This window comes from Kitasatospora sp. NPDC048286 (assembly GCF_043201735.1).
In the GTDB taxonomy this organism is placed as follows: domain Bacteria; phylum Actinomycetota; class Actinomycetes; order Streptomycetales; family Streptomycetaceae; genus Kitasatospora.
Window position 1 is genome coordinate 198,623 of sequence record NZ_JBICZE010000002.1, and the last position, 15,289, is coordinate 213,911.

Annotated in this window: 12 protein-coding genes and 1 pseudogene; 5 read left to right on the forward strand and 8 right to left on the reverse strand. The window is 74.4% G+C overall.

The annotated features are described in order from the left end of the window. Nucleotides 1-470: 470 nt before the first annotated feature. Together ACGF13_RS05200 and ACGF13_RS05205 are read right to left on the reverse strand one after the other, a co-directional pair. Nucleotides 471-905, reverse strand: a pseudogene (locus tag ACGF13_RS05200) (GNAT family N-acetyltransferase); the annotation flags it as partial. Between the two features lie 83 nt (nt 906-988). After that, on the reverse strand, nt 989-2,179 hold the full coding sequence (locus ACGF13_RS05205) for an SAV2148 family HEPN domain-containing protein (RefSeq protein WP_392870035.1): 1,191 nt from the start codon (nt 2,177-2,179) through the stop codon (nt 989-991). 479 nt (nt 2,180-2,658) lie between these two features. On the opposite strand from ACGF13_RS05205, the gene glgX reads away from it, so the two are divergent. The 3 genes from glgX (at nt 2,659) to treZ (ending at nt 9,117) form a co-directional block, all read left to right on the forward strand. Further along, nucleotides 2,659-4,782, forward strand: coding sequence for a glycogen debranching protein GlgX (glgX, locus tag ACGF13_RS05210; RefSeq protein WP_392869121.1), 2,124 nt, complete (start codon nt 2,659-2,661; stop codon nt 4,780-4,782). Between the two features lie 166 nt (nt 4,783-4,948). Beyond that, complete coding sequence (gene treY / locus ACGF13_RS05215; RefSeq protein WP_392869123.1) at nt 4,949-7,384, forward strand: malto-oligosyltrehalose synthase; 2,436 nt, start codon at nt 4,949-4,951, stop codon at nt 7,382-7,384. Continuing rightward, a complete protein-coding gene (gene treZ / locus ACGF13_RS05220; protein WP_392869125.1) occupies nt 7,384-9,117 on the forward strand; it encodes a malto-oligosyltrehalose trehalohydrolase in 1,734 nt (577 codons plus the stop codon). Before treY ends, treZ begins: the two co-directional genes overlap by 1 nt. Before the next feature lie 37 nt (nt 9,118-9,154). Here treZ and ACGF13_RS05225 read toward each other — a convergent pair whose 3' ends face one another. Continuing rightward, nucleotides 9,155-10,048, reverse strand: a complete 894-nt coding sequence (locus ACGF13_RS05225; RefSeq protein WP_392869127.1) for a transketolase family protein — start codon at nt 10,046-10,048, stop codon at nt 9,155-9,157. 65 nt (nt 10,049-10,113) lie between these two features. After that, entirely contained in the window at nt 10,114-10,827 is a 714-nt protein-coding gene (locus ACGF13_RS05230) for a thiamine pyrophosphate-dependent enzyme (protein ID WP_392869129.1), read from the reverse strand. Nucleotides 10,828-10,884: 57 nt separating this feature from the next. Here ACGF13_RS05230 and soxR point away from each other — a divergent pair, with 57 nt between their 5' ends. After that, the gene (gene soxR, locus ACGF13_RS05235) at nt 10,885-11,442 is read left to right on the forward strand and encodes a redox-sensitive transcriptional activator SoxR (protein ID WP_392869131.1); all 558 of its coding nucleotides are present in this window, start codon (nt 10,885-10,887) and stop codon (nt 11,440-11,442) included. A gap of 243 nt (nt 11,443-11,685) precedes the next feature. Here the strand turns inward: soxR and ACGF13_RS05240 are convergent, their stop codons facing one another. From ACGF13_RS05240 to ACGF13_RS05255, 4 genes are all read right to left on the reverse strand, one after another. Next, complete coding sequence (locus ACGF13_RS05240; RefSeq protein ID WP_392869133.1) at nt 11,686-12,192, reverse strand: GNAT family N-acetyltransferase; 507 nt, start codon at nt 12,190-12,192, stop codon at nt 11,686-11,688. Between the two features lie 192 nt (nt 12,193-12,384). After that, entirely contained in the window at nt 12,385-13,005 is a 621-nt protein-coding gene (locus tag ACGF13_RS05245) for a formylglycine-generating enzyme family protein (RefSeq protein ID WP_392869135.1), read from the reverse strand. After that, nucleotides 13,002-13,574: a GNAT family N-acetyltransferase gene (locus tag ACGF13_RS05250; protein ID WP_392869137.1), complete on the reverse strand. Its 573-nt coding sequence runs from the start codon at nt 13,572-13,574 to the stop codon at nt 13,002-13,004. Before ACGF13_RS05250 ends, ACGF13_RS05245 begins: the two co-directional genes overlap by 4 nt. A 63-nt stretch (nt 13,575-13,637) precedes the next feature. Further along, nucleotides 13,638-14,078: a hypothetical protein gene (locus ACGF13_RS05255; RefSeq protein ID WP_392869139.1), complete on the reverse strand. Its 441-nt coding sequence runs from the start codon at nt 14,076-14,078 to the stop codon at nt 13,638-13,640. 384 nt (nt 14,079-14,462) lie between these two features. On the opposite strand from ACGF13_RS05255, the gene ACGF13_RS05260 reads away from it, so the two are divergent. Beyond that, the gene (locus ACGF13_RS05260; protein WP_392869141.1) at nt 14,463-15,236 is read left to right on the forward strand and encodes a class I SAM-dependent methyltransferase; all 774 of its coding nucleotides are present in this window, start codon (nt 14,463-14,465) and stop codon (nt 15,234-15,236) included. The last annotated feature ends 53 nt before the right edge of the window (nt 15,237-15,289 follow it).

Sequence of the window (15,289 nt, forward strand, 5' to 3'; positions counted from 1 at the left end):
GCCAGGCGCCGGGCTTCGGCGAGGACTTCGGCGTCCACCTGATCCCGGGTGCGGGTGCCGTACTCGAGGGTGTCGTACTCGTCGTCGAGTTCGGCGAGTCGTTCGGCCGGGCCGTGGTCGTGTCCGAAGCGTTCGTGGACGCGGCGGGTGAGGTCCTGGGGTCCGTAGTGGCCGTCGAGCAGCCGGGTGGCGAGCGCGCGCAGGACGGTCTGTTTGGCGAGCATGCCGCCGGGCGGGTGGTGGAGCAGCCCGAACTCGGCGAGGGCGGGCGGCAGCAGGTCGGGCACGCGGTCGGAGGCCTCGGCGTCCGGGCAGGAGGCGAGGGCGAGGAGCGCCTCGTCGCCGGATCCGGCGACGAGTGCGGCGCAGGCGGCGTCGACGACCTCGCGGGCGGTGAGTTCCCCGGCGCTCCACAGCAGGGCGGTGTCCCGCAGCCGTTCGGCGGCCGGGTCGGTGCACGGCGTCGGCACCGGGCGGTACAGGAAGGCGTCGACCGGGTCCTCGTGTTCGAGCCGGAAGCCGTGCCGCTCGTAGAGGCGGCGGGCGGCGCTGCCCTGCAGGACGTTCAGGCGGACGGGTTCGCCCGCCGCGTCGGCCTCGGCGAGCACGTGTCGCAGGACGGCCGTGCCGAGGCCCCGGCCCTGGTGGCTCGGGTGGAGGTAGAAGTGCTCCAACAGGCGGCCGCCCCGTTCGGCGGGGCGGACGGTGACGGAGCCGGCGAAGTGGCGGCCGAGGAAGGTCTGTCCGACCAGGACGATCGAGGTGTGTTCGGGCGAGAAGCCGTCGCGCAGCCGTTGGCGGACCCGGTGCTCGTCGTAGCGGCCGAGGCGTTCGAGGTCGGCGCGCATGACCCGGGCCCGCAGTTCGGCGACGGGTTCGAGGTCCTCGGGTGTGGCGGGGCGCAGGCTCCAGTCTGGTTCGCTGTTCACGGCCGCAGTCTGGCAGCGGCGCGACCGCCCCGACCAGCGCCTTTTCGAGGGCGCGCGGCTCAGGAGACGGGCCGGGAGTCGGCCCAGACGCCCTCGAACTCCTCGCGGTAGACCTCCAGCAGTCCGGGTTCGGTGCCGCCGGGCTGCTGGCCGGCGCCGCCGCGCAGCACCAGGGCCGGGGACTCCATGCCGCGGGCGCGGCGCAGGTAGGGCTGGACGACGCCGAGGTCGCGGCCCTGCCGTCGGCCGCCGGCCTGGCCGGCGGTGCGGGGGCCCTCGACGAGGTAGGCGGTGAAGCGCGGGGTCTCGTCGAAGACCCGGATCTCGAAGCCGCCCTGGTCCCGCAGCCGGGCCCGCACCCTCCGCACGTGCATGATGTTCATCTCGATGGAGCGGGACAACTCGCTGCGCCCGAGGCCGAGTTCGCGTTCGCGGCGGCGCACCGCGCTGCTCGCCGGGTTGAGGAAGAGCAGCCGTACCCGGCAGCCCTCGCCGGCCAGGCGCACCAGGCGCTTGCCGGTGTAGTTCTGGCAGAGCATGCCGAGGCCGATGCCGAGCGCGTCCAGGCGCCGGGCGCCGTCCAGCAGGTCCTCGACGGGCAGGTCGCGCTGGAGCCGGACCCGGTCGGCGTGCACGGCGACGACGTCGGCGTACCGGCCGGCCACCAGGGACTCGACCACGTCGGCGGGCACCCCGCCGGCGCCGCCGTCCAGCACGGCCAGCAGCCGGGCGGCGGCCCGTTCGGTCTGGGCGAGCACGGTCTGGGTGAGCACCCGGTTGCGGGAGACCACGTGCCGGGCCACCTCCAGCTCGTCCAGCGCCAGTTCGATCTCGCGCCGGTCGGCCAGGTACGGCTCGAAGCAGGGCCAGTGCTGCACCATCAGTTCGCGCAGCTGGGGCAGGGTGAGGAAGACCAGCGGGTCGTCGTCGGCCGGGTCGAGGAGGTAGCCCTTGCGGCGGCTGACCTCGCGGACGGCTCCGGCCCGGTGCGCCCATTCCTCGCCGGCCGGTCCGGCGGCGGCGGTGACCCAGTCCTCGCCGTGGGCGGGGGCGTAGATCGGGTGCAGCACCTCGTCGACCAGGGCGCGCAGCCGCTGTTCGACGAGGTTGAGCCAGACGTAGGCGCGGCCGGACAGCCGGACCCGCTGGTAGGCGTCCTCCCATTCGCCGGCCGACCAGGCCAGGGCGGGCACCTCGACCGGGCCGCCCTGGGCGGGCACCAGGGCCCGGCCGGTCAGGGTGGGGCGCATGACGACCGTGGGCGCCTCGCTGCGGGCCGCGCCCCGGCCGGGGCCGTCGGCGGGGAACACCATGCGCCACCTCGTCTGGTCTGCTGCGGCCGACCCCCGCGGGCGCGGGGGCCGCTGACTCCCTGTGACTTCCTGGAGGCCCGCCCACGCGGCCGGACGATCAAGGGTACTGCCCGTCGCGAGCCGTTCGCAGCCGGATGCCCGGGGGCTCCCCCGCACCACCGGTCGCACTCTTCACACGAATGCCCGGTGGACGCTCGTTCGGCCCAACCCGGGCCGGATGTCCCGGCCGCCGGGGACGGGCTCGGGGAGTATGCGCTGTGCCGCCCGTCGCGGCCGCTGTGCCGTGCGTCACGGCGCCCGGTCGCGCACATGCCCGGCCGCCCGGCCGGGAAGAGAGCGTCCGGTCCGGGCAGGCGATCCGGATCACCCTCGGATCACGTGCCAGTTTCCGTCGCCAGGAAGGAAGTTGAGGAGTCATGCAGGTCTGGCCCGGTACGCCCTACCCGCTCGGCGCCACCTACGACGGGGCCGGCACCAACTTCGCGGTGTTCTCCGAGAGCGCCGACCGGATCGAGCTGTGCCTGATCGCCGAGGACGGCTCCGAGACGGCCGTCGAACTGCGCGAGACGGACGCCTTCGTGCGGCACGCCTACCTCCCGGGCGTCCAGCCCGGCCAGCGCTACGGCTTCCGCGTGCACGGTCCGTACAACCCGGGCCTGGGCCAGCGGCACAACAGCGCCAAGCTGCTCCTGGACCCGTACGCCAAGGCGATGAGCGGGCACGTCGACTGGGACGAGTCGGTCTACGGCTACCACTTCGGCGCCCCCGAGCGCCGCAACGACCTGGACTCCGCCCCGCACACGATGCACTCGGTGGTCATCAACCCGTACTTCGACTGGGGCACCGACCGCCCGCCGCGCACCGACTACCACCGCACCGTCATCTACGAGGCCCACGTCAAGGGCCTCACCCGGCTGCACCCGGGCATCCCCGAGGAGATCCGCGGGACGTACGCGGGCCTGGCCCACCCGGCGGTGATCGAGCACCTGGCCAAGCTCGGCGTCACCGCGATCGAGCTGATGCCGGTGCACCAGTTCGTCCGTGACCACCGGCTGCGGGACCTCGGCCTGGCCAACTACTGGGGCTACAACACCGTCGGCTTCTTCGCCCCGCACTCCTCCTACTCCTCCACCGGCGACCGCGGCCAGCAGGTGCAGGAGTTCAAGTCCATGGTCAAGGCGCTGCACGCGGCCGGGATCGAGGTGATCCTGGACGTCGTCTACAACCACACCGCCGAGGGCAACCACCTGGGGCCGACGCTGTCGCTGCGCGGCCTGGACAACGTCTCCTACTACCGCCTCGCCCGGGACCAGCGCTTCTACGAGGACACCACCGGCACCGGCAACAGCCTGCTGATGCGCAGCCCGCACGTGCTCCAGCTGATCATGGACTCGCTGCGCTACTGGGTGACCGAGATGCACGTGGACGGCTTCCGCTTCGACCTCGCCGCCACCCTCGCCCGGCAGTTCCACGAGGTGGACCGGCTGTCCTCCTTCTTCGACCTGGTCCAGCAGGACCCGGTGGTGTCCCAGGCCAAGCTGATCGCCGAGCCCTGGGACCTCGGCGAGGGCGGCTACCAGGTGGGCAACTTCCCGCCGCTGTGGACGGAGTGGAACGGCATGTACCGGGACACCGTGCGGGACCTGTGGCGCGGCGAGAACGCCACCCTCGCCGAGTTCGGCTCCCGGCTCACCGGCTCCTCCGACCTGTACCAGGACGACGGCCGCCGCCCGATCGCCTCGATCAACTTCGTGACCTGCCACGACGGTTTCACCCTGCGCGACCTGGTCTCGTACAACGAGAAGCACAACCAGGCCAACGGCGAGGACAACCGGGACGGCGAGTCCTTCAACCGCTCCTGGAACTGCGGCGTCGAGGGCCCCGGCGCCGACCCGGCCGTCGAGGAGCTGCGGGAGCGCCAGCAGCGGAACTTCATCGCCACCCTGATGCTCTCCCAGGGCGTGCCGATGCTCTCGCACGGCGACGAGCTCGGCCGCACCCAGCTGGGCAACAACAACGCCTACTGCCAGGACAACGAGCTCACCTGGGTGCACTGGCCCGAGGGCGACGGGCCGCAGGCGCGGCTGCTGGAGTTCACCCAGGGGATGATCTGGCTGCGCCGCGACCACCCGGTGTTCCGGCGGCGGCGGTTCTTCCACGGCCGGCCGGTGTCCGCCTCCGGCGGCTTCGACGACCTCACCGACATCGCCTGGTTCACCCCGACCGGGGAGGAGATGACCAAGCGCAACTGGGGCGCCAGCCACGCCAAGTCGCTGACCGTCTTCCTCAACGGCTACGCGATCTCCGAGCCGGACCGGCGCGGCGGGCGGATCGTCGACGACTCCTTCCTGCTGATGTTCAACGCCCACTTCGAGCCGCTGGAGTTCACCGTGCCCGCCGACCACGGGCAGGAGTGGCAGGTCGTGGTCGACACCGCCCGGCCACGGCTGCCCGCCCCGGGCACCGGCGCGCGGGTCAAGGCCGGGGACAGCCTGTGGCTGACCGACCGCTCGCTGATGGTGCTGCAACGGCCCGCGTAGCCGGCGCGCGCGGGCGGTGCCCGAAGGCGGTCCTCGAAGCGGGTCCTCGAAGGCGGTGCCCGGCCGCTCCCCGGGGGTGGCGCGGCCCTTCGGACGGTCGGACAGGTCACCTGTTCGGGTCAGCAGCGGGTCTTGGCGGCGCCCTCCCCCGGGTACCTATGGAGCTATGACCCCCGCCGCCGAGCCCGCGCAGCCCCGCCCGGCCGCCGCCGTCCCCTCGTCGTCGTACCGCCTCCAGCTCCAGCCCGGCTTCACCCTCCGCGACGCCGGCGCCGCCGTCCCCTACCTGGCCGCCCTCGGTGTCTCCCACCTGCACCTCTCCCCGCTGCTGGAGGCCGTCCCCGGCTCCACCCACGGGTACGACACCGTCGACCACACCCGGATCAGCGAGCAGCTCGGCGGGGAGCCGGCGCTGCGCGAGCTGGCCGCCGCCGCGCACCGCCACGGCCTGCGACTGATCGCCGACGTGGTGCCCAACCACATGGCCGTGCCCGCCCCCGAGCGGCTCAACCGGCCGCTGTGGCAGGTGCTGCGCGACGGGCCCGACTCGCCGTACGCGCGCTGGTTCGACATCGACTGGACGGCCCAGGCGGGCCCCGTCGACGCCCCCGGGCGCGGTCGGGTGCTGCTGCCGCTGCTCGGCGACCGGCTCGGCGCGGTGCTGGACCAGCTCACCGTGGACGCCGGGGTGCTGCGCTACCACCGGCACGAGCTGCCGCTGCGCCCCGGCACCGAGGAGCTGCCGCTGCCGGAGCTGCTCGCCCGCCAGTGGTACCGGCTGGCCTGGTGGCGGCTGGCCCGCACCGAGCTCAACTACCGGCGCTTCTTCACCGTCAACGAGCTGATCGCACTGCGCGCCGAGGACCCGGAGGTGTTCGCCGCCACCCACGCCGTCCTCCTGCGGCTGCACGCCGACGGCGTCCTGGACGGCTTCCGGATCGACCACCCGGACGGGCTCGCCGACCCGCGCGGCTACCTGGAGCGCCTGGCTGCGGCCACCGGCGGGGCGTACGTCGTGGTCGAGAAGATCCTCACCGGCGAGGAGCGGCTCCCCGCGGACTGGCCGGTGGCCGGCACCACCGGCTACGACGCGCTGCGCCGGATCGACGGCGTGCTCACCGACCACGCGGGTGCCTGCCGCCTCGCCGGGGCGTACGAGTCCTTCCTGCACGGCGGGCCGGTCCGGGACCTCTGTGTCGACCCGCACCCCGCGATCGCCGAGGCCCGGCGCGGGCGCGCCGACATGGCCGGGCCGGACGGCGAGCTCGCCGCCGAGGTCGAGCGGCTGGTGCGGATCGCGCTGCGGATCGGCGCGGCCGAGCCCGCGCACGCCGACCACGCGCCCGGGCAGCTGCGCGCGGCACTCGGCCGGCTGCTCACCGGCTACCCGGCGTACCGGCCGTACGCCCGGCCCGGCGAGGCGCCGTCGACGGCGTCGGTGGAACAGCTGCGGGCGGCCCTGGACGGCTCCGCCGACCCGACCGACCGGCTGGTGGCCGCGCTCGCGCTCGGCGAGCTGGGCCGCGGCGCCGACAAGGACGAGTTCTGCGCGCGCTTCGCCCAGACCGCCGCCGCGGTGGCCGCCAAGGGCGTCGAGGACACCGCCTTCTACCGCTGGAACGCCCTGCCGGGCCTCAACGAGGTCGGCGGCGAGCCCGCCCGGCCCGGGCTGCGCCCGGCGGAGTTCCACGACTGGTGCCGCTACCTGGAGCGCACCTGGCCGCACAGCATGACGGTGCTCTCCACCCACGACACCAAGCGCAGCGCCGACGCCCGGGCCCGCCTCGCCGTGCTCGCCGAGCGGCCGGACGCCTGGGCCGCCGAGGCCGCCGCGTGGTCCACCGCCGCGGGCCCCGGCTTCGACCGGGACGCCGACTGGCTGCTCTGGCACACCCTGGTCGCCGCCTGGCCGATCGACCCGGACCGGCTGGTCGCCGCCCTGCTCAAGGCCGCCCGGGAGGCCAAGCTGCGCACCTCCTGGACCAACCCCGACCCCGGCTACGAGCGGGCCCTGGAGCAGCGCGCCCGCTCCGTCCACGGCAACCCCGGGCTGCTCCCCAGGATCGAGGGCGCCGTGCACGCCCTCGCCCCGTACGCCCGCGCCAACACCCTCGCCGCCGCGCTGCTGCACCTCACCGTGCCGGGCGTGCCGGACCTCTACCAGGGCAGCGAGGAGCCGCTGTACACCCTGGTGGACCCGGACAACCGGGGCGTGGTGGACTTCGGGGCGCTCGCCGTGCGGCTGACCGACGCGGCCGCGCCGCGCCCCGGCGACCTCGCCCGGGAGAAGCTGCACCTCACCGCCACCGCGCTGCACCTGCGCCGCGCCCGCCCGCTCGGCCCGTACCGGCCGCTGCACGCCGTGGACCTCTCCGGTGACCACCTGCTGGCCTTCGCCCGGGGCGAGGACGTGGTCACCGCCGTCACCCGGCTGCCGTACGGGCTGGAGCGGGCGGGCGGCTGGCGCGACACCGTGCTGGAGCTGCCGGCGGGCGGGCCGTGGACGGACGAGTTGACCGGGCGGGGCTTCCCGGCGGGCGCGGTGCCGGTGTCCGAGCTGCTGGCGGCCCTGCCGGTGGCGCTGCTGACGAGGAGGGGATGATGCCGGCCTACGAGGTGTGGGCGCCCAACGCGGCTGACCGCGTGCGGGTCGAAGTCAACGGTTTCGCCTACGAGTTGGCCCGCTGCCCGGACCGGGACGGCTGGTGGTCCGGCGAGGCCCCGGCGGGCGACTACGCCTTCCGGCTCGACGACGGCCCGCCGCTGCCCGACCCGCGCTCGGCCCGGCAGCCGCACGGGCCGGACGGGCCGAGCCGCGCGGTGGACCACGCCGCGTTCCGCTGGTCGCAGGAGGGCCGGCGCGGCCGGCCGCTGCCCGGCGCGGTGCTGTACGAACTGCACGTGGGCACCTTCACCGCCCGCGGCACCTTCGACGCCGCAGCCGAACGTCTGGACCACCTGGTCGAGTTGGGCGTGGACTTCGTCGAGCTGATGCCGGTCTGCCCGTTCCCCGGCAAGCACGGCTGGGGCTACGACGGGGTCTCACCCTGGGCCGTCCACGAGCCCTACGGCGGCCCCGACGGACTCAAGCGCTTCGTGGACGCCGCCCACCGCAGGGGCCTCGGGGTGGTGCTGGACGTCGTCCACAACCACCTCGGCCCCTCCGGCAACCACCTGCCCGCGTACGGCCCGTACTTCACCGACCGGCACCACACCCCGTGGGGCTCGGCGGTCAACCTGGACGCGCCCGGCTCGGACGAGGTGCGCGCCTACCTGATCGGCAGCGCGCTGGCCTGGCTGCGCGACTACCGGATCGACGGGCTGCGGCTGGATGCCGTGCACGCCCTCGTGGACCACAGGGCGGTCCACTTTCTGGAGGAACTCTCCGGTGAGGTACGGAAGTTGGCTGTCACGACCAACCGGCCGCTGTTCCTGGTCGCCGAGTCCGACCGCAACACCCCGGCCACCACCGCCCCGCCCGAGGCCGGCGGGCAGGGCCTCACCGCCCAGTGGAGCGACGACTTCCACCACGCCCTGCACTGCGCGCTCACCGGCGATTCCCAGGGCTACTACCGGGACTTCGCGCGCGCGCCGCTCGCCGCCCTCGCCAAGGCGCTCACCCGGGGGTTCTTCCACGACGGCACCTGGTCCTCCTTCCGCGGCCGCACCCACGGGCGCCCGTTCGCCCCGCTCGGCGACGGACACCGGCTGCTCGGCTACCTCCAGACCCACGACCAGGTCGGCAACCGGGCGCTCGGGGACCGCGTCTCCACCAGCCTCTCCCCCGGCCGGCTCGCCTGCGGCGCGGCACTGGTGCTCACCTCGCCGTTCACCCCGATGCTCTTCATGGGCGAGGAGTGGGGAGCCGCCACCCCCTGGCAGTACTTCACCGACCACACCGACCCGGACCTCGCCGAGGCCGTCCGGCAAGGCCGGCGGCGGGAGTTCGCCGAGCACGGCTGGGCCGCCGAGGCCGTCCCCGACCCGCAGGAACCCGCCACCGTACTGCGCTCGGTCCTCGACTGGACCGAGCTCCGGCGCGCCCCGCACACCGAACTGCTCGCCTGGTACCGGCAGTTGATCCGGCTGCGGCGCGAGCGCCCGGAACTGTCCGACCCCGACCTCGGCGCGGTGCGGGTGACGCACGACGAGGCGGCGGGCCTGCTGGTGGTGCACCGGGGGCCGTACCGGATCGCCGTCAACCTCGGGCCGGGCGAGGCCGCGCCGGCACTGGGGGCGACCGGGCGCGAGGTGGTGGCGGCCTTCGGGGCGGCGGCGCTGGAGGGGCCGGCGGTGCGGCTGGCGGCGGACGCGGTGGCGATCGTCGCCGTCTGAGAACCCTCCTCCGGCAGGAACCCGCCGTGGGAGTCGCCTACCAGAGGAAGGTGCCGATCCGCTCCCGCAGCGACGGGGCGTCCAGGCCGTAGGCGGCCAGGTGCTCCTCGATCGAGCCGTAGTGCCGGTGCTCCTCGCGCGGCACGCCCAGGCCCAGCACCCGGTGCGGGCGGTCGGCGAGCGCCGCGTGCGCCTCACCGGCGGAGGTGCCCGCCAGGTACGGCTCGACCAGCACCACATCGGCCCGGTCGCCGAGCGCCGCCCGCAGTCCGGCGGCGTCGAAGGGGCGCACCGTCGCCGCGTACAGCACGGAGACGTCCAGGCCCTCGGTGGCCGCGAGCACCGCGTCCAGCATCGGCCCGACGGCGAGCACCGCGCCGCGCGAGCCCGTCCGGACGGTGGTGAAGCGGCCCGGTTCGACCGGCAGCGGGGCCGCGTTCTGCTGCACCGACAGCCGGACGTACACGTTGCGGTCGCCGTCCGCGTAGGCGTGGCGCAGCAGTTGCTCGGCCTCGTCCGGGTGGCCGGGGACGTGGACCGTCCAGCCCGGCAGGGTGTCCAGCAGGGCGACGTCCCCCGGGGACATGTGGGTGCGGCCGCCGGCCGGCCAGTCGTACGAGCCCGCCGCGCTCACCAGCACGGCGCCGACGCCCTGGTGGACGAGGTCCAGCTTGACCTGTTCGAAGGGCCGCTCGATCAGGAAGCTGGCGAAGGTGTGGGCGATCGGGCGCATCCCGGTGAGCGCCAGGCCGCCGGCCGCGCTCACCAGCAGCTGTTCGCGGATGCCCACGTTGACCACCCGGTCGGGGTGGAGTTCCTGGGCCGGGGCGAAGGCTGCCGCGGTGATGTCGGCGAGCACCAGGGCCAGCCGGGGGTCCTCGTCCAGCAGGCGGGTGGTCACGGCCACGAAGCGGTCGCGCATGGTGTCCATCGGTGAAGGTCCTTTCGTCGCCGGGAGGTCGGCGGTGCTCGGCGTGTTCAGGAGTACGTGGGTGCTCAGGAGTTCTTGGGCTCGACCCGGGCGACCACCACGTGCGGGCGGCCCGGGTGCTCGGCGGTGTAGGCGCGGTACAGCGCCTCGTGGTCGCGGCCGTCCACCGTCGCGGTCGACCAGCCCTCGGCCGCGAACCGCTGGGCGATGCCGCCCTGCCAGCCGTGGGTGGCGGAGGAGTTGTCGATCACCACCACGTGCAGCCGCTCCAGCCCGTAGGCCCCGGCGAAGGCCACCGCCTCGGCGTTGGAGCCCTCGTCGAACTCCGCGTCGCCGACCAGCACCCAGACCGCGGGGTCGGTCAGGCCCTGGGCCCGCAGCCCGAGCGCGGTGCCGACGGCCAGCGGCAGGCCGTGGCCGAGCGACCCGGAGGCGATCTCCACGCCGGGGACCAGCGTGCGGTCCGGGTGGTGGCCGAGCGGCGAGTCGTAGCCGCCGAAGCTCGGCAGCACCTGCGGGTCGAGGAAACCCCTGGCCGCCAGCACGGCGTAGTACGCCATCGGGCCGTGGCCCTTGGAGAGCAGGAAGCGGTCGCGGTCCTGCGCGTCGGCGGTCTCCGGGGCCACCCGCAGCACCCGGTCGTAGAGCACCCAGAGCGCGTCCAGGGTGGAGGTGGCGGCGGGGCCGTGCTTCTCGTCGCCGGTCATCAGGCTCATCAGGGCGGGCAGGTCCTCGAAACGGGTGCCGGTCCCGGCCTCGGCCGTCGGGTTCGTCGTCATGCCCCCGATCGTGCAACTTAAAGCCGACTTGAGGTCAAACGGCTAGAGTGGGTCCCCGTGACCGCCCGCCACGAAGCCCGCCCCGAAGCCCGCCACGCCCCCGGCCCGCACCACGGCGACCTGCTCACCATCGGCCAACTCGCCCGGCGCAGCGGCCTCGCCCCCTCCGCGCTGCGCTACTACGAGAGCCTCGGCCTGATCCACGCCACCCGCACCACCGGCGGCCAGCGCCGCTACACCCGCGGCACGCTGCGCCGGATCGCCTTCGTCCGCGCCGCCCAGCGGGTCGGCCTCTCGCTGGACGAGGCGAAGGTCGCCCTCGACCGCCTCCCCGACCGCCCGGCCCCCAGCCGCACCGAGTGGGACCGGGTGGCCGAGTCCTGGCAGAGCCGGATCGACGAACAGATCGCCGAACTGCGGCGACTCAAGGAGAAACTCTCCGGCTGCATCGGCTGCGGGTGCCTCTCGCTGTCGCGCTGCGCCCTCTACAACGCCGCCGACCGTGCGGGCGAGGCCGGTCCCGGCGCCCGCTACCTGCTCACCCGCGACCCGTCCACCCCGGAGCCGGTCGCCACGGACGCCGACGCCTGCGGCAGCCGCCGGGACGGGGACTGAGAACCGACGCCGCGCAACGGCGCCGCGTTCACCACCCGGACCGACCCGCACCCGCTCGGACACCTGCCGGACGCCCACGGGCGCCGCGTCGAGCCCCGCCTGCCGATGGCGTGCACCCTGCTCCACGTGTACGGCAACCTGCCGTGGCACCTGCGGGAGTTGAGGCCCTCGGCGCGGACGCTGGACGCCCTCGCCGAGGAGTGGTTCGGCGTCCAGGTCCGCCGGCGGTCGGGTCAGGGCCGGTCAGGGCCGCGGGTCGGTGCGCAGCAGGCTGTACCGGACGACGTCGCGCCACTCGCCGCCACGGAAGGTCACCGCGCGCTGCACACCCTCCCGGGTGAAGCCGAGCTTCTCCAGGACGCGCTGCTCGGCCAGGTTGCCGGCCTCCGTGTCCGCCTCCAGCCGCATCACCGGCGAGTGCGCGAACAGGTAGTCCACCAGCAGCCGTTGGGCCCGGGTGCCGATCCCGCGCCCGCGCACCTGGGGCCGCAGCTGCACGCCGATGCTCCAGTACGGGGCGGACGGCCGCACCCCGCTGCGGCTGGCGGCGACGAAGCCGCCGAACCCGCCCCCGACGACGACCGCCAGCATCCACTGCCGGTCGTCCAGCAGCCCGCCCTCCACCCACTGGCGGCGGAACCGCTGCGGGTCCCGCCAGCCGTACCACTGGAACTCGCCCAGGGCTTCCGGGTCGTTCACCATCTCCTCGATCACGGCCAGGTCGGCCTCGGCGATCGGGCGCAGGGACACCGGCTCATCGGATCTCTCGTCACTCATGCAGGCGCCAACGCCGGTCCGTTCGTGACGGTTCCTCGATTCCGCGAGAAATTCCGGACGGATGTCCGGGAGCCCGCGATTCACCGCACCGGAGGGCTTCCACCGCACCCGGCCCGTCCTTCACCGCGCCCGCCTTCACCGCACCCGTCTTCACCGCGCCCGTCTTCACCCGGCGATCGAGCGCGCGAGCCGGAATCCCACGTCGTCGATCCGCAGGGTCGGATGGCTGCGGCGGCGGACGGAGGCGCGGCAGCTCCAGTGCTCGTCGAACCAGCCGCCGCCGCGCAGCACGCGGTAACTGCCGTACACCTCGGGGTCGTAGTGGTCCCAGCACCACTCCCAGACGTTGCCGAGCAGGTCGTACAGCCCGTAGGCATTCGGGCGCAGCCCGCCCACCTCGTGCGGCCGCTCACCCGAGTTTCCGCGGTGCCAGGCGATCTCGTCCAGCGGGCCGTAGCGCGGGCCGTCCGTGCCGGCGCGGCAGGCGTGCTCCCACTCGGCCTCGGTGGGCAGCCGGTAGCCGTCGGCGGCGCGGTCCCAGGAGACCTCCTCGCCGTCCACCGCGTAGGCGGGTACGAGGCCTTCGCGGCGGGAGAGTTCGTTGCAGTGGCGGACGGCGTCGAGCCAGGAGACGCTGTGCGCGGGGCGGTGGTCGCCGCTCGCGCCCTCGTACTGCTCGCGGGTCACCGGGCAGGCCGCCAGCCGGTACGAGGCCACGTCGACGGTCCAACTGCGTTGGGTGCGGCGGTCGGAGAGGGTGACCCGGCCGGCCGGAACGGTGATCATCGGCCGGTCCCGGGCCGTTCCGGGCGGGGGTGGTTCCCGTCCGGCTTCCAGTCCCGGTCCAGCAGCCCGAGCACCACCTGGTCCACGAACTCGCCCATCACCCAGACCGCGGAGCGCAGCACGCCCTCGCGGACGAAGCCGTTGCGCTCGGCGGAGCGCAGCATCCCGGCGTTGTCCGCCAGCGTCTCGATCTGCAGCCGGTGCAGGCCGCGCACGACGAAGCCGTAGTGGCAGAGCACCGCGACCACGTCGGTGCCGTAGCCCTTGCCGCGGCAGGAGGGCAGCATTCCGAGGCCGATGTGCGCGGACCGGTGGTGGGTGTCGATGCCCCACAGCGTCGCGGTGCCGACCAGCGCGCCGCCGTCCAACTCCACGACGGAGAAGGGCACGTGGGTCGGTACGGTGTCGTCCACCACGAGCCGGCGGTCCTTCGAGCCGGGCGGGATCGGCCGCCACGGGGCGCCCTCGGACCGCGCGGAGGTGGCCACGTCGTCGAAGAGTTCGGTCCGCAGGACCGGGATGTCTTCCTCGTGCCGGGCCCTGAGCCCGACCTTGCTTCCCCTGAGCATGCGAGTTTCCTATCCGACCGGGCCGTGGGGCGGCAATCCGATTGATCTCTCGGGGTCCGGCGCTCAGGCCGTCGCGAGGCCGCCGATGTACCCCCAGCCGGTCACCGTGATCGCCGTGGCCGCCCAGGCGACCGCGACCGCCCGCCGACCGCTGTCGCGGCCCTTGGCCCGCTGGAAGCCGGCGATCAGTGCGGCGATCGCGGTGACCGGCAGGGCGAGGAAGGCGAGGTAGAGCAGCCAGCCCCAGCCCGGCGCGAACACCGCGAACAGGAGGCCGAGGACCCCCGGCGGAGCCGACACCGCCGCCACCGTCATCCCGGCGGCCGCGCAGGCGATCCGGAAACGGTCCCGGCGGCGGAAGAACGACGGCACGGCACAGACCGCGACGCACAACAGCGCGGGCAGGTAGAACGCCGGCGCCGACATCCTGCGACTCGCCGCCATGGCGAGCATCGGCAGCAGGAACGCCACGATCCCCAGCCCGGTCAGCCACCGGGCACTCATCGGCACCGCCACCATGCTTCCCCCCGTGCACACCGGACCGTTCGAATGCGCGCGAACCTAGCACACGGGCGGCGCGGGCCGTCACGGTCCCAGCGGGTTCTCATCGCCGTCAGGTCCGGCCCCGGCGCGCCGTTTCGACCGGTTCCGCGCACCCTTCGGCCCTTCACCCGGAAGTCCCCGGAGGAATTTCCGGAACGCTCCCCCGAGCGCCTCTCCCCGCCCCGCGGAAACGGCCTTTCCCGGCTCCCGGCGGGGGCGCCGCCGCCCGTCGACCCCGAACCTGGACCCTCGTCCCGACCTGGCCTTCGACAGACCCAACAGGCCTCCGTACAGCGGTTATTGCGCCCCGCGCGCCCGCCCGGCGAGCCGCCTAGGCTCGGCCGCATGAACCGTACGATCCGCACCACCGAAGACGTCCTCACCCTCCTCGACGGCCTCTTCCCGCCGGCCGAACCGTTCTGGGACCGGTTCTACGCGGACCGGTCCGCCGGGCGCCCGTTCTTCGCTCCCAAGCCGGACGAGAACCTGGCCCACTACCTCGACCGCGGTCTGCTCGCCCCCGGCCGGGCGCTCGACCTCGGCTGCGGCAACGGCCGCAACGCGATCCACCTGGCCTCCCTCGGCTTCGAGGTGGACGCCGTCGACCTCTCCGTCACCGCCATCGCCTGGGCCGAGGAGCGCGCCCGCGAGGCGGGCCTCGGCCTCGACACGGGCACGGGCACGGGCACCGGCACCGGCACCGGCACCGGCCCGAGGTTCCACCGGGCGAGCATCTTCGAGGCCGAACTCCCGCACACCCGCTACGACCTGGTCTACGACTCCGGCTGCCTGCACCACCTCCCGCCGCACCGCCGGGTCAGCTACCTGGCCCTGCTGGACCGGGTCCTGGCGCCGGGCGGGCACTTCGCCGTCACCGCCTTCGCGGCCGGCGCGACGGGGTCCGAGCGGCCCGACGAGGAGCTCTACCGGCTCGGCGCGCTGGAGGGCGGCCTGGCCTACTCGCCGGACGAACTCCGCTCGCTGTTCCGCGGGTTCACCCCGCTGGAGATCCGCCCGATGGCCGCCCAGGACCCCGACTCGGCGCTGTTCGGCGTCCCCTTCCTCCTCACCGCGCTCTTCCAGCGAACCGTCAGCCTCCGACCGGCCGCTCGTCCGTAGACCGCGCTCGCCCACCACCCCCGGTTCCAGGGCGTGTCCGGCCGCTTCGCCCG

Coding starts and splice junctions, on each gene's coding strand:
- ACGF13_RS05205 (WP_392870035.1), bottom strand. CDS start 2,179: ATGCGCCCCACCCTGACCGGCCGGGCCCTGGTGCCCGCCCAGGGCGGC.
- glgX (WP_392869121.1), top strand. CDS start 2,659: ATGCAGGTCTGGCCCGGTACGCCCTACCCGCTCGGCGCCACCTACGAC.
- treY (WP_392869123.1), top strand. CDS start 4,949: ATGACCCCCGCCGCCGAGCCCGCGCAGCCCCGCCCGGCCGCCGCCGTC.
- treZ (WP_392869125.1), top strand. CDS start 7,384: ATGCCGGCCTACGAGGTGTGGGCGCCCAACGCGGCTGACCGCGTGCGG.
- ACGF13_RS05225 (WP_392869127.1), bottom strand. CDS start 10,048: ATGGACACCATGCGCGACCGCTTCGTGGCCGTGACCACCCGCCTGCTG.
- ACGF13_RS05230 (WP_392869129.1), bottom strand. CDS start 10,827: ATGACGACGAACCCGACGGCCGAGGCCGGGACCGGCACCCGTTTCGAG.
- ACGF13_RS05245 (WP_392869135.1), bottom strand. CDS start 13,005: ATGATCACCGTTCCGGCCGGCCGGGTCACCCTCTCCGACCGCCGCACC.
- ACGF13_RS05250 (WP_392869137.1), bottom strand. CDS start 13,574: ATGCTCAGGGGAAGCAAGGTCGGGCTCAGGGCCCGGCACGAGGAAGAC.
- ACGF13_RS05255 (WP_392869139.1), bottom strand. CDS start 14,078: ATGAGTGCCCGGTGGCTGACCGGGCTGGGGATCGTGGCGTTCCTGCTG.
- ACGF13_RS05260 (WP_392869141.1), top strand. CDS start 14,463: ATGAACCGTACGATCCGCACCACCGAAGACGTCCTCACCCTCCTCGAC.